The organism is Halorubrum xinjiangense (genome assembly GCF_049604745.1).
Lineage (GTDB): Archaea > Halobacteriota > Halobacteria > Halobacteriales > Haloferacaceae > Halorubrum > Halorubrum xinjiangense_A.
In genome coordinates, this window is record NZ_CP187140.1 from 495,649 (window position 1) to 507,944 (window position 12,296).

A 12,296-nucleotide genomic window follows, 5' to 3' on the forward strand; every position below is an offset into this window, starting at 1 on the left:
AGTAAAAAGCTATAATCCCCGCCCTCATTCGTCCGACCATGACAGACGATCTCCGGGACACCCTCGACCGCGTCGGGGACCGGTTCAACCTCGGCGAGTACGAGATCGACGCGTACCTCGCGGTGTTGGAACACGGGGAACTGACGGCGAGCGATATCGCCGACCGGACCGACATCCCGCAGCCGCGGGTGTACGACACCGTCCGGAGCCTCTCCGACCGCGGGCTCGTCGAGCTCCGCGAGTCGCGGCCGATGAAGATCGTCGCGGTCGACCCCGACGACGCCTTCGGCGACCTGCGCTCGTCGTTCGCGGAGATGGTCGACGAGCTGGAGGCGCGCTACACCGCGCCGACGCGCGAGACCGAGGCGGTGTCGCTCGTGAAGTCTCGCTCGACGATCCTCCGGTACCTCGAAGAGGTGATCGAGAACGCGGAGTACGAGCTCGCGCTCTCGCTCACGCCCGGCCTCCTCCGGCGCTTCCGCGACGAACTCGCCGCGAAGGTCGCGGCGGGCGTCAGCGTCGAACTGCTCGTCACGCCCGCGTCGAACGCGCCCGACCCGGCGGAGTTCGACTACCTGGAGGTCGCGACCATCGCCCGGGCCCGCCGGGGGATCACCACGCCGGTCCTCGCGGTCGGCGACGGCGAGTACTCCGTCTACGCCACGCAGGACGCGCTGCGCGACGACCGCGAGCGCTACGGCGTCATCTTCAACCGCTCCGCGCTCGGCTTCCTCGTCTCCGGCTTCTTCGGGACGGTCCTGTGGACGACCGCTGAGACGCTCGCCTCCGACGGGGAGGAACGGCCCTTCCCGCGCCGCTACGCCTCTATCCGCCGCGCCGTGAAGGATGTCCGCGAGTTCGACGACGAGGAGTTCTACGCGACCGTCGAGGGCCGGGACATCGAGACCGGCGAGGAGGTGACGGTCCGCGGCAAGGTGGTCGACGTCGCGTTTGTCGACACGGAGGAGGTGGCCTCGCTCGTCGTCGAGACCGAGACCGGCCGCGTCGAGATCGGCGGCCGCGTCGCCGCCTTAGAGGACGTTGAGGGCCAAGAGATCGTCATCGGCCGCGACGAGCCGCCGGCGCTTTGAGGCGGGTTCCGGACCCCGAAGGTCGCCGTTGAAGTACGCGCGGCCCGAAGCGAGCCCGTGACCGACGACCCCGTTTCCGCCGATGACCGGGAGGTACCGACCGTCTCGTGCGAGCGGTGCGACCGGGAGTGGGAGCTCGACCGCGAGGTCGACGACCTCGACCCGGGGAGCCACGCGATCGAGCAGTTCGCGCTCGACCACGAGCGCCACACCGGCCACTACCCGGACGGGGTGACCCCGTGGGTCGCTCGGTGCGACCGCTGTCCCGACGGCGAGCGGTTCCTCGCGGAGCGGCCCGCGCGGCGCTGGGCGCGAACCCACGCGCGACACACGCGCCACCCCGTTCGGATCGAAGCCCCGAGGGGCGACGACGAGGTCGTCTCGCCCGAAGACGGGGGAGACGGGTCGTAGGATCGGACTCCGTCTCCGGATTGTCGACCGTTTGCGTCGCGCTCGCGAGAGCCCGCCACACCGACAGCGTATTGACGCCGGGGGTCCCATCGGTCTGACATGACGCTCGTCGTGGTTCCGGTCCGATTCCCTCCCTCGTCGCACTCGGCGGCGACGCTCCGCGAAGCGGCTCGAATCGCCGAGGAGCGCGGCGCCGACCTCACGATACTCCACGTCGACTTATACCAGCGCTCGGGGGGCGTCTCGCGCAGCGACCTCAAGCGCGCGGTCGAAGAGCGGATCGGCCGGGTCGACCGCGCTCGCTACGTCGTCCGCCGCGGCTTCCTCGTCGAGGAGACGATCCTCGAAGAGATCGTCGCCGAGGGCGCCGACGTCGTCGTCATCGGCTCGAAGCAGGCCGGCCGGTGGCGGCGGATGGTCCAGAAGCTGCTCTCCGACCCCGACATCGACTCGTTCCTCCGCGGCGAGCTCGACTGCACCGTGATCACCGTCGACGCCGACGGCGAGACCACGGGCGACGAGGCGGACGCCGGCGACAAGGGCGACGTGCCTCTCCCGAACGACGGCAACGACTGAGCGCGGCTCGGATTACGCAGCGACCTCGTATCTCCGCTCGTACTCGATGACGGTCGCCACCCGGTCGGCGACCGCCTCGCCGAACTCGTGTTCGACGATGTATAACGCGAGGTCGATGCCGGAGGTGACCCCGCCCGCGGAGAGGAGGTCGCCGTCGTCGACGACGCGCGCGTCGACGACCTCCGCGCCCGACTCGCGGAGCTCCTCGATCGCCGCGGCGTGCGTGACGGCGCGGCGGCCGTCGGTGACCCCCGCCTCCGCGAGCAGCATCGAGCCGGTGCACACCGAGGCGATCCGCGTGCCGGCCTCGTGGTGCGCCGCGAGCGCGCGCGGCACGTCGCCCTTCTTCGCCTCGGCCCACGCGCTCGCCTCCTCGTCGCGCGCGCTCCACCCGCCCCCGGGGACGACCAGCAGGTCGGGCGTGTCGTCGGCGTCCGGGTCGGGAAGCGTCCCGTCCACGCCCACGCGGGTCCCGTGGCTCGCGGTCACCTGATCGTGCTCATCGAGCGTGACGTATCGGACGCGGCCGGATCGTCCGTCGCTGCCGGCGTCGGCGTCAGCTGCCTCCTCGGCGGCGTAGCCGAGCGCGTAGTCGAACACCTCGTACGGGCCGATCCCGTCAAGCTCGTCGAACCCGTCGTACAGCAGAATATCGACGTTCATACCGGTCCGCAGGGCGGCGGACGGCTTGTGCGTTCCCCTCCCGCCGACGGCGTGGCGGCGCCCGGTCGACGCCGCTCTCCGTCACTCGTCGGCGAAGGCGGCCACGACCCGCTCGATGTCGCTCGCGACGCGCTCCGGGTCGAGCCGCTCGCCGCGGTAGGCCCGCTCGACCACGCCGTCGGGGTTGACGAGCAGGGTCACCACGAGGTGCGTGAAGTCGTACCCCGGGAGCCGGTCGCTGTCGGTCGTCCGCTCGAACCCGATCCCCAGCTTGTCTTCGACCACGGCCTTTGCGCGCTCGGGCGTCTCGGGACGGAGGTAGACCCAGTTACCGGCGTCGAGGTCGGCGCCGATCGACTCGGCGTTGTCGCGCAGCGCGGCCGCGTCGTCGCGTTCCGGGTCGAACGTGATCGGGAGGAAGTACACGTCGTCGGTCAGTCCCGCGTCAGCGACGCGGCGCTGGACCGTCACCCACTGCCGCAGCAGGATCGAGCACTCCGCTGGACAGAAGGTGAACACGCCGGTCACGAGGGCAGTCCGGTCGAGTTCGTCGCTGTCGAACGTCTCGTCCGCGAGCGGGGCCGGCAGCTCGAACGACGGGAGCGGCTGCCCGTACGCGGGGTACGCGAGGTCCTCGCTGTCCGCGATCTGGTCCTCCTGCGGGTCGAGCGCGACGCCGTCCGGACTCCCGCCGAACAGGCGAGAGGTACAGCCCGCGACTGAGCCGGCGGCGGCTGTTCCGACGCCGGCGAGCAGCGTTCGGCGCTTCATGTTCGACCGATGGAGCGAGCGGCGCATAACGCGTCTGGTGCGAGCGACGAACGCGTGCGACGCCGTCTCGCGGGGGGCGACCGGGCGGCGACTCGGTCCGGCGACCCGGCTCGGCGGGTCGCAGTTTAAAAGGGAGCGTAGTACGGGATCGGCGGGTGCGGTAGCGGGACGCCGAGGGTCGCGAGCCCGTGCTGGAGCGGGACGTACCCGAGCGCGACGAACGCGACCCCGAGGACGCGGTGGAACCGGAGCCGCGTTTCGAGGCGCATCGACTGGAAGGCCGTGCCGAACAGTAGCATCGCCGGCACCGTCCCGAGGCCGAGGACGCCCAGCGCGACGGCGCCGCCGAGCGCGCTTCCCTGAACAAACGCGTACAGGAACGCGGGATACAGGAGCGGACACGGGAGGAACCCGTGGGCCGCCCCCAGCCCGATGACGCGCCAGTCGCCGACCCACGCGTCGACGCGGGCGACGATCCGGTCGCTCACCGCCGACGCCGCCCGGTCGAACCCCGGTATGGGGACGGACTCGAACTCGAGTCGGAGCGCGTAGCGAACGCCGACGGCGACAATCATCCCGCCGACAGCGATGCCGGTGAGGGCGTGGACGTCGTCGGCGAGCGTCGTAACCGTCCGTCCCGTGACGAACGCGACGCTCCCCGCGAGGCCGAAGAGGCCGCCGAGAACCGCGTAGCTCGCCGTCCGACCGAGGTTGAACAGCGCGTGCTGGCGGACCTGCCGCACGGTGAGGTCGTCGCGCCCGCTGCGTCCGCCCCTCTCCGCGGCGCGCATCCTGTCGGCGTAGGTGGTGACGAGCGGCCCGCACATGCCGAGACAGTGGGCGCCGCCGAGCAGGCCGACGAGAAGGAAGACCCCGAGGCCCAGCGAGTCGGTCGCGTAGAGGGAGCCGCTCGGCTCGCAGGTCGCCGGATCGGCGGCGGTGAGGAGTGAACCGAGCGTCTCGGCGCTGGCAACGTCCATATCGGCGAAACGGCCCGGAGGGCGCTAACCGATCTGGTGCGAATGGCGAACGGACGAGACCGGCTCTGTGCGTGGCCAACCCGTGAAGGAGCCACGACGGCCCGCCTTCCGAGCGGCGTCGACGCCGTCAGCCCTCGGCGTCGAACAGGGAGTCGACCGTGCGGACGAAGCGGTCGACGAGCCGGTCGGGCAGCGACGGCGACACCTCGTCGAGGAGCGCGGCCGTCCGCTCCGGACGGGCCAGCGCGACCGTCATCGGTCTGTCGGGCGACTTCTCGACGATCCCGTGGTCAGCGAGCGTCGAGACGTGCCACGACACCGTGCTCTTCGCGAGGTCGAGGTCGTCCGCGAGCGCCGCCGGCCGGGTCGGGCCGTCCGCGTGGAGGCGGACGACGATCTCGCGTGCCGTCTCGCGCCTGAGGAACGCGAGCGTCCGTCGGTCCCACGCGTCGACGGTCGGATCGAAGTAGTGCGCGCGCCCGCCGATCCGCTCGACCGCCAGCTCGCCGTCGCGGACGAGCCGACGGAGGTGGTACTGCGCCTGCCCGGTCGCGATGTCGAGGTCGCGGCCGATCCGGTTGAAGTGGACGCCGGGGGTGTCATGGACGTGGCGTCGGATCCGGGATCTGGTGTCCGACATTCGTGGCTGTCCGTCCTACCCTCGCGCGGAATAAAAGCCGCCCGCGCGGTCTCCCTGTCTGGGAACGTCGCGGGGAACGGCTTCTTATCGGTCGCGTCCCAAGGGTCGCTGTGGCGCAGTCGCTCTCGGTGTCGGTACCGGCGCTCGCCGGGTGGTCGGTAGAGGGGTCGCTCCCCATCTTGGCGGTCGTGATCGTCGCCGGGCTCGGAACGACTCTCCTCTTCGCCGTCAGCCTCGCCGCGTACCGTCGCCGTCGGCGGGCACAGTACCGACTGATCGCCCTCGCCGTCGGCGCGCTCCTCGCCCGGTCGGTCGTGGGCGCCGGCACGGTCCTCGGCGTCGTGCCGATGCCGGCCCACCACCTCATCGCGCACAGTCTGGACTTCCTGATCGCCGCGCTTGTCCTCTACGCCGTGTACGCCCACGCGCCCGGGGCCGTCGGCGACGACGCGGCCTCGGACTGAGTTGGGCGTCGCCTCGGACCGACCGAGCGCCGCCGTCGCCGCGGTGCGCCTATCGGCCGAGCCGCCCGCGGAGGCGCTCGACCGCGACGTCGACGCGCGAACCGAAGGCGACCGCCGCGACCGCCGCGGCGGCCCCGAAGACGCTCCAGCCGATGAGCGAGGCCACCGCGCGACCGGTGTCCACGAAGCCGCCCTCCGGCGCGAAGGCGACCCCGATCACGTGTTCGAAGACGAGCCCCCGGAACGCCCCGTTGGGGGTGAATGCGATCGACTCGGCGACGCCGCTCGGCGACGCCCCCGCGGACAGCGACCGGAGCACCGCGAGGTCGCCGCCGAGGACCCCGGCGAGCAGCGCGAGCACGCCGAGCGCGACCGCGCTCCGGCGGCTCGTCGCGATCGTTGACACCGCCGCCGACAGAGAGAGGTACGCCGCGCCGAACGGGACGACGAGCGCGAGAAAGCGCACGAAGAGCACCGGGGAGTCGACGCCGGCGTGCGTCGCGAAGATCCCGGTATCCGGGGCGGCGGTGAGCCAGACGTACGCGCCGACGAGCGCGAACGGCCCGCCGACGAGCGCGACGAGCGCGACCGTGCGCGCCAGCAGCACGCCGAGGACGTACGCGACCGCGCTCACGGGGTAGGTCCGGATCACGGCGAGCTCGCCGCTCGCGGCGTCGGCGAACAGCGCGCGGTAGCCGAGCACCACCGCGAGCAGCGGGACCAGCACCTCGGTCGGTAGGAGTAGGTCGACGACGGCGGGTACGAACCCGGTCGCGCCGCCGCCGCCGACCGCGACGAGCCCGCCGAGCACGACGAGCAGTCCGGCCGCGAGGACCGCGTAGCCGGGCGTCCGTCGCACCGTCGCCAGCTCGCGACGGAAGACGACCCAGGCCCCGTCGAACGGGGTCCTCATCGGTCGGACACCCCCGTGACGTGGACCGACTCCTCCGTCGCCTCACCGTCGGCGTCGTTCCCGGTCTCCTCGCCGTCGGGAGTCGTCGGTCGGTCGGCCGACCCGCTCGCGACGGTGCGGTACAGCTCCCGAACGTCGGCGGCGCCGTGTTCGGCGAGGAGCCGCTCGCGGGGCCCCGACGCGGCGACCCGGCCGCGGCGGAGGACGACGACGGCGTCCGCGTGCGCGTCGACGAGGTCGAGGTCGTGCGAGCTGACGACGACCGCCGCGTCGTCGCCCGCGCGGGCCGCCGCGCGGAAGGCCCGCTCGCGCATCTCGGGGTCGAGCCCGCTGGTCGGCTCGTCGAGGACGACGACGGCCGGGTCACCGAGCGTCGCCTGCGCGATCCCGAGCAGCCGTCGCATCCCGCCGGAGAGGTCCGCCACCCGCTTGTCGGCCGCGTCGGAGAGCCCTACCGCCGCCAGCGCCTCGTCCGGATCGCCGCCAGCGAGCGCCGCGTAGAACCCGAGCGTCTCGCGGGCGGTGAAGCCGTCGCGGAACGGCACGCGCTGCGGGAGGTAGCCGAGGTGCTTCTCCGTCCCCTCTCGGGGGGAGCCGCGTCGGTACCGGACCGACCCCGCTGTGGGTTCGACCGCGCCTGCGAGCACGCCGAGGAGCGTCGACTTGCCGGAGCCGTTGGGACCGACGACGGCGGTGACGCCCGTCCCGACCGACAGCGAGACGTCGTCGAGGACCCGGACGCCGCCGTAGGAGCGGGCGACTCCGTCGACCGCCGCAAGCGGGCGATCGCTCACGCCGACCCCTCCGCGGTCGCCGTGGCGTTTCCGTCCCGCTCGCTCGCGGACCGCCAGTCCGCCCGAACCGGTCCGTCTGCGCCGTCGCCCGCTCCGGTGACCGCGCCGACTCGGTCCGGGTGGTAGGGCTCGGTCGCGGGCGCCGGGTCGACGATGCTCCCGGACCGGGCACCGGGGACGGTCCCGCGGAGCCGATCGAGGAGCCGCGCAGCGGGCGACTCCCGCACCGTGACCGCGCTCACCTCGCGGTGGAGCGCGGCGTCGACCGGCGAGGTCGGACGGTACCCACGGCTTCCGGGGTCGTGCGGGCCGACGTTCGCTCCCTCCCAGTAGTTCCCCCGGTCGCCGTCGGCCCACACGCGCAGCGCGCCGGCGCCAGCGGCGGCGTGATCGCCGTTCCCGACGAAGTCGTTCGCGACGACGCGGCTCGACGGGACCACGGTCGTCGCGCGCGCGCCGAGTTCGTTGTCGACGACGACGTTGTGCTCGTACAGCGACCCGCGGGCGCTCGTGGAGAAGCCGAGCTCGTTCCCGACCAGCGTGTTGTAGCCGATGTACGTCCGCGTGCCAGACGCCTGGATGCCCGCGCTGGATCCGCGGACGTCGTTGCCGACGATCGCGTTACCGGCCGGCCGCGTCATCACCGTGACGCCGGCGAACAGCTCGTTCCGGAAGGCGTTGTCCGCGATCAGCGCGTCGCCGGTGTACATGAGGTGCGTCCCGTACCGGTTGTCGGCGAACGTCGAGTTCCGGACGACAGAGCCGTCCGCGCGGTGGAGGTAGATCCCGTCGCGGCCGCCCTCGAACCGGCTGTCCGTGACGGTCACGCGCGACTCCATCCCGGTGATGCCCATGAACCCGTCCTGCCACTCGTCGGTCCCGTCGACGCGGAGGTCGGAGACGGTCGCGTGCGACCCATCGCGCAGCAACAGACCGCTCGCGTCCGTGTCGACGGCGACGTCGTCGACGACGAGCCCCGGCGCGCCGACCGCCTTGACCCCGGCGTCGCCGTGGCCGTAGCCGAGCTGGATGTTCGTGTCCCACGCCTCGCCCTCGGGGTCCCGCGACTCGCGGGCCGCGTCAGGGTCGCGGGTGCGGTTCCCGGTGCCCGCGATACGCATCCCCGTGAGCGCCACGTCGGGCGCGCGGACGGTGAGCACCGACCCTGTCCCGTTCCCGACGACCTGGGTCGTGCCGGCGTCGCCCCGCTCGCTGCCGGCGCCCGCCCCGGCGATCGTCACGGACCGGTTCACCGTCACGGTCTCCTCGTAGGTCCCGGGCGGGACGCGGACCGTCGTGTTCGGCGGCGCGGCCGCGACGGCGTCGTCGATGGTGGGGGCGTCCTCGCCGACGACGACGGAGACGGGACGGTCCGCGCGCCGCTCCGCCGCCGCGAACCGCTCGGTCGCCGTCCGCCAGCGCTCCGGGGCGAGCGAGCGCACGGTCGCCGCGGAGTCGACGTCGAACGACCGCGTCCGAACCGCCTCCCAGCCCACGACCGACCCGCCGTGGTCGTCGGCGAACGCCGCCGCAGCCTCGCGATCTCGGAAGGGGACGACGACTTCGCCGGAGGGGCCCTGAGCGTCGCTTCCGACGACGTACCGGGCCTCACCGACCGGCGTCCACCCGCCCGCGCCGGCCGCCGAGAACAGCCCGGACTCGGTCGTTCCGGGGTCCCTGTGGTCGAACGTCTCGACGTACGCGACGAGCGGGTAGCCGAACTGACGCTCCGTCCGCCCGTCGGATCGCGACTCGACGAACGGGGCGATTCCGTTGTAGCCGACGACGTACTGGAGCTGTGAGTAGAACACCTGGACACGCGGGAGGGTCGCGTCCCCGGCCATCAGCGCGTCCGTCTCCGAGGAGAGCCCGAGCTCGACCGCGTCGTCGAACCGCACCGGCTCGGGGACCGACTCGCTCGGGTCGGCGGCGAACGCGCCGGCGGTCGCGACCGCGGCGAGCGCGACCAGGCCGGCGGCCGCGAGCCGGGTGCGACGCGACCGGGCGGTATCGGGGTCGAAAACTGCCACGCGACCGCTTCGCACGGCGGCGACTTAGGGCGTCTGGTTCGTTCCTCGAACGCGCCGTTGAACGCGTCCCGAGGGGCTAAGAGGTCCGTTTAGTAATATCCGTGTATGGCGCACTCCGACCGGTCGACACCCAGCACCGACCCGCCGACGAGCCGCTCCGAAAGCCGTTCGACGCTCCCCCGCCGCCGACTGCTCGCGGGACTCGCCGCCGCCGGCGTCGCGGCCGTCGCCGGCTGTTCCGGCGAGGAGTCGGCGTCGGTCTCACCCGTCTCGATCGACGACGATCAGGCCTGCGACCAGTGCGGGATGATCGTCGCCGACCACCCCGGAACGGTCGGACAGGTCCACTTCGAGGACGACGAGCCGGAGGGCGGCCGCCCGGCGCAGTTCTGTAGTGGCACCTGTACGTACACGTACCGCTTCGACGCGGAGGACGCGGGGCGGACTCCGGTCGCGACGTTCCTCACCGACTACTCCGCGGTCGACCAGGAGGTGTTCGAGGAGGGCGGCGACACGATGTTCTCCTCGCACGTCGAAAGCGAGGCGTTCGCCCGCGAGCCGGAACTCACCGTCGTCGCGCGCAGCGAGATCATCGGGGCGATGGGGCCGGACCTGATCCCGTTCACCGACGGGGACGACGTGGACGAGTTCATCGCGGAGTACGGCGGCGAGGCGATGCCCGCGACCGAGGTGGAGCGGTCGACGCTGGAAGCGCTGTAGCCGCGCCACTCGCTTCGGCCGACCGGGCGCGAGATCAGATTCTTGGGAACCCGCGAACGCCGGAGACGCCGCCGACGACGGCCGAGAACGCCAGCGTGGCGACGAGCTGTGCCGTGCCGGTGACGCCCGCGCTCGAGAGCACGCCCGCCACCACGACGGTAAGCGCTATCACGACGACCGTAATCACCGCCTCGCGGGCGAGGATCGTTCGGACCCGCTCCCTGCGAACGGAGCGTTCGGTCTTCAGCGCCGGTAGTACGTCCCTGATGCGGGTCTGGACGAGGTAGTTCGTGATCCCCGCCAGGAAGCCCGCGAACAGCGACCAGCCGAGGGAGAGCGTGTCAAACCCGACGCCGGCGGGCTCGGCGGTCGGGTCGCCCGCGTCGCCGTCTTGGTCGTCGCTACCGTCTATCGACCCGGATTCTCCGTCGGCGCCGTCCCCGTCGCCACCAGACTGGTCGCCGGTCCCGCGGGTTTCACCGTCGTTGACGTCCCCGGTGTCGTCCCCCGCTCCGGACTCGTCTGTCTCGCCGTCGGCGCCGCCAGTTCCGCCGTCGCTGCCGTCGCCGGCACTCCCGCCGCCCGCGCCGTCGCCTTCGTCGCCACCAGTGCCTGTGTCGCCATCGCTACCGCTGCCGTCACCGCCGCCGGAACCACCTCCACCGCCACCCGCACCGTCGTCTCCGCCGCCATCTCCCGGAGGGGTCCCCGGGTCCGACTGGGCGTCGGGAACTCGGACGCTGAACCGGACGCTGTCCGTGTAACCCTCCGTCGCCGGTTCCACGGTCGCGCCCAGCGTGACGGACGACTCGGGTCGGAGCGTGATCGCTCCGCCCGTCACCGTCTCGCCGGTGTCCATCCGGTAGAGCGTCACCCGGTCCGTTTCGGTGTCGAGCTCCACCGTCGTGGCGTTCTCGTCGTCCTCGTAGCCCGCGAAGCCGACGACGAACAGGTCGTCGACGGTCGTCCGCGCGTCCGGCGGGACCGAATCGAATCGGAGTCGGAGCTCCTGTTCCTCGTCGTACTCCACGTACGTCTCGCCGTTCTCGCTGTCGGCGGCGACGAGGTAGACACCCGAGTCGGTCGCCACCTCCTCGCCGCCGGTGAACGAGCCGGCGGTCGCCGCGCCGCCACCGAGCAGGACGACGACCACGGCGAGGAGGACGAGCGACCGGTTCATGTCGTGGCTCGCCCGGTCGATAGCAGCGCCGCTCGCGGTACGCACCATGGCGACTGCGACTTCCGCGGCGGGGTGTTCAACGTTCGCATGCTCCGACTCTGGCGCGGGGTCCGCGCTCCGCCGGTCACCGGTGTGACAGCTCCGGTCATCTCTCCGGACGGTGCGGCCCGTTCGCTCACGTGGGTGCGTACTATTGGGATAGGTTTAGTAGTGAACTGCGTTAGCCGTTTCAGCGTCGCCTTGCGCGCGCTAACGGCGGTCGTTACGGGGACTGAGACGCTTCAGGGGGTACCTGAACTCCGCTAACGCGACGTAATAGTAAGTGGGTACCTCTCTTATGATAGTCTACAATGAAGCTGAACCGCAGAAGCGTGCTGGGTGCGATCGGGATGGTCGGCGTCGGAACCGGTGCGGCGTTCGGGTCGGGGGCGTTCACCACGGTCGAAGCGCAGCGCGAAGTGGAAGTGAACGTGCTGGGCGGCGACAACGGGATCAACAGGCTGAATCCGAACGGTGACGAGGAAGCCGATGACCTACCCGACGCCATCGAGGAACGGGAGAACGAAATCGCCGACAACATCACTGGTAATTTCGCCGATGTTCTCGTCGACACCTCCTCGAACAACATCGCCGTGAAAGACGGTGACGACACCTTCTACGACGGCGAGGAGCTGTTCCCCGTCGGTTTGGACACGTACGGAAGCGTTGACGAAAACTACGTGAGCCTCGTCGCGAACGACGTGACGATCGTTTTCGGGCCGGACGGAAACAAACTGCCCAGCAACGCGATACTCACACAGAACGACCTGTTCGCGCTTGTGAGCGACGGGGACTTCGATGTCGCGTTCTCCTCTAAAAACGCGACCAACGCGAGGCTCATCACGAAGATCGGCGGCGAAGACGTGGAAGATACCGGAGCGACGCCGACGGCTACCGGGACTGCCAACGGCGGAACGACGCTGCTTGACGCGACGGTCGACACTGGTGAGACGGCGACTGAAACAGAAGACCTCACAATAGAAATAACAGAGAATTAACATTTGTTCTGAGAACAAGTGGTAGG

Annotated in this window: 14 protein-coding genes; 6 read left to right on the forward strand and 8 right to left on the reverse strand. The window is 71.3% G+C overall.

Translation table 11 applies throughout. The features are described 5' to 3' along the window. Nucleotides 1–38 precede the first annotated feature (38 nt). The 3 genes from trmB (at nt 39) to ACOZ35_RS03520 (ending at nt 2,078) form a co-directional block, all read left to right on the forward strand. Nucleotides 39–1,091: an HTH-type sugar sensing transcriptional regulator TrmB gene (trmB, locus tag ACOZ35_RS03510; protein ID WP_424015086.1), complete on the forward strand. Its 1,053-nt coding sequence runs from the start codon at nt 39–41 to the stop codon at nt 1,089–1,091. A 57-nt stretch (nt 1,092–1,148) separates the two neighbouring features. Beyond that, nucleotides 1,149–1,502 carry a hypothetical protein gene (locus ACOZ35_RS03515; RefSeq protein ID WP_424015087.1) on the forward strand — a complete coding sequence of 118 codons (354 nt, stop codon included), beginning with the start codon at nt 1,149–1,151 and terminating at the stop codon, nt 1,500–1,502. Nucleotides 1,503–1,601: 99 nt separating this feature from the next. Continuing rightward, nucleotides 1,602–2,078: a universal stress protein gene (locus tag ACOZ35_RS03520; protein ID WP_424015088.1), complete on the forward strand. Its 477-nt coding sequence runs from the start codon at nt 1,602–1,604 to the stop codon at nt 2,076–2,078. Nucleotides 2,079–2,090: 12 nt separating this feature from the next. On the opposite strand, the gene ACOZ35_RS03525 is transcribed toward ACOZ35_RS03520, so the two are convergent. The 4 genes from ACOZ35_RS03525 to ACOZ35_RS03540 all read right to left on the reverse strand — a co-directional run bounded on the left by ACOZ35_RS03525 (nt 2,091) and on the right by ACOZ35_RS03540 (nt 5,132). After that, nucleotides 2,091–2,741, reverse strand: coding sequence for a DJ-1/PfpI family protein (locus ACOZ35_RS03525; protein WP_424015089.1), 651 nt, complete (start codon nt 2,739–2,741; stop codon nt 2,091–2,093). Between the two features lie 81 nt (nt 2,742–2,822). Next, on the reverse strand, nt 2,823–3,512 hold the full coding sequence (locus tag ACOZ35_RS03530) for an SCO family protein (RefSeq protein WP_424015090.1): 690 nt from the start codon (nt 3,510–3,512) through the stop codon (nt 2,823–2,825). Nucleotides 3,513–3,637: 125 nt separating this feature from the next. Continuing rightward, complete coding sequence (locus ACOZ35_RS03535; protein WP_424015091.1) at nt 3,638–4,492, reverse strand: sulfite exporter TauE/SafE family protein; 855 nt, start codon at nt 4,490–4,492, stop codon at nt 3,638–3,640. 127 nt (nt 4,493–4,619) lie between these two features. Further along, on the reverse strand, nt 4,620–5,132 hold the full coding sequence (locus ACOZ35_RS03540; protein ID WP_424015092.1) for a winged helix-turn-helix transcriptional regulator: 513 nt from the start codon (nt 5,130–5,132) through the stop codon (nt 4,620–4,622). A gap of 110 nt (nt 5,133–5,242) precedes the next feature. Between ACOZ35_RS03540 and ACOZ35_RS03545 the strand changes: the two genes are divergently transcribed. Beyond that, nucleotides 5,243–5,596 (forward strand): DUF7471 family protein, encoded by a 354-nt coding sequence (locus tag ACOZ35_RS03545; protein WP_424015093.1) that lies wholly within the window; start codon nt 5,243–5,245, stop codon nt 5,594–5,596. Nucleotides 5,597–5,645: 49 nt separating this feature from the next. Here ACOZ35_RS03545 and ACOZ35_RS03550 read toward each other — a convergent pair whose 3' ends face one another. Genes ACOZ35_RS03550 through ACOZ35_RS03560 form a run of 3 tightly spaced genes read right to left on the reverse strand, consistent with a single transcriptional unit; the run spans nt 5,646 to nt 9,333 of the window. Beyond that, the gene (locus ACOZ35_RS03550) at nt 5,646–6,509 is read right to left on the reverse strand and encodes a copper ABC transporter permease (RefSeq protein ID WP_424015094.1); all 864 of its coding nucleotides are present in this window, start codon (nt 6,507–6,509) and stop codon (nt 5,646–5,648) included. Beyond that, on the reverse strand, nt 6,506–7,303 hold the full coding sequence (locus tag ACOZ35_RS03555; RefSeq protein WP_424015095.1) for an ABC transporter ATP-binding protein: 798 nt from the start codon (nt 7,301–7,303) through the stop codon (nt 6,506–6,508). Before ACOZ35_RS03555 ends, ACOZ35_RS03550 begins: the two co-directional genes overlap by 4 nt. After that, a complete protein-coding gene (locus ACOZ35_RS03560) occupies nt 7,300–9,333 on the reverse strand; it encodes a NosD domain-containing protein (RefSeq protein ID WP_424015096.1) in 2,034 nt (677 codons plus the stop codon). The genes ACOZ35_RS03555 and ACOZ35_RS03560 overlap by 4 nt, the downstream gene beginning before the upstream one ends. Nucleotides 9,334–9,438: 105 nt before the next feature. Between ACOZ35_RS03560 and ACOZ35_RS03565 the strand changes: the two genes are divergently transcribed. Then, nucleotides 9,439–10,053 (forward strand): nitrous oxide reductase accessory protein NosL, encoded by a 615-nt coding sequence (locus ACOZ35_RS03565; RefSeq protein WP_424015097.1) that lies wholly within the window; start codon nt 9,439–9,441, stop codon nt 10,051–10,053. Nucleotides 10,054–10,087: 34 nt separating this feature from the next. Here the strand turns inward: ACOZ35_RS03565 and ACOZ35_RS03570 are convergent, their stop codons facing one another. Continuing rightward, complete coding sequence (locus ACOZ35_RS03570) at nt 10,088–11,281, reverse strand: hypothetical protein (RefSeq protein ID WP_424015098.1); 1,194 nt, start codon at nt 11,279–11,281, stop codon at nt 10,088–10,090. 302 nt (nt 11,282–11,583) lie between these two features. On the opposite strand from ACOZ35_RS03570, the gene ACOZ35_RS03575 reads away from it, so the two are divergent. Beyond that, nucleotides 11,584–12,270 carry a hypothetical protein gene (locus ACOZ35_RS03575; RefSeq protein ID WP_424015099.1) on the forward strand — a complete coding sequence of 229 codons (687 nt, stop codon included), beginning with the start codon at nt 11,584–11,586 and terminating at the stop codon, nt 12,268–12,270. Nucleotides 12,271–12,296: the final 26 nt, after the last annotated feature.

Coding starts and splice junctions, on each gene's coding strand:
- ACOZ35_RS03525 (WP_424015089.1), bottom strand. CDS start 2,741: ATGAACGTCGATATTCTGCTGTACGACGGGTTCGACGAGCTTGACGGG.
- trmB (WP_424015086.1), top strand. CDS start 39: ATGACAGACGATCTCCGGGACACCCTCGACCGCGTCGGGGACCGGTTC.
- ACOZ35_RS03530 (WP_424015090.1), bottom strand. CDS start 3,512: ATGAAGCGCCGAACGCTGCTCGCCGGCGTCGGAACAGCCGCCGCCGGC.
- ACOZ35_RS03575 (WP_424015099.1), top strand. CDS start 11,584: ATGAAGCTGAACCGCAGAAGCGTGCTGGGTGCGATCGGGATGGTCGGC.
- ACOZ35_RS03540 (WP_424015092.1), bottom strand. CDS start 5,132: ATGTCGGACACCAGATCCCGGATCCGACGCCACGTCCATGACACCCCC.
- ACOZ35_RS03550 (WP_424015094.1), bottom strand. CDS start 6,509: ATGAGGACCCCGTTCGACGGGGCCTGGGTCGTCTTCCGTCGCGAGCTG.
- ACOZ35_RS03520 (WP_424015088.1), top strand. CDS start 1,602: ATGACGCTCGTCGTGGTTCCGGTCCGATTCCCTCCCTCGTCGCACTCG.
- ACOZ35_RS03565 (WP_424015097.1), top strand. CDS start 9,439: ATGGCGCACTCCGACCGGTCGACACCCAGCACCGACCCGCCGACGAGC.
- ACOZ35_RS03570 (WP_424015098.1), bottom strand. CDS start 11,281: ATGGTGCGTACCGCGAGCGGCGCTGCTATCGACCGGGCGAGCCACGAC.
- ACOZ35_RS03535 (WP_424015091.1), bottom strand. CDS start 4,492: ATGGACGTTGCCAGCGCCGAGACGCTCGGTTCACTCCTCACCGCCGCC.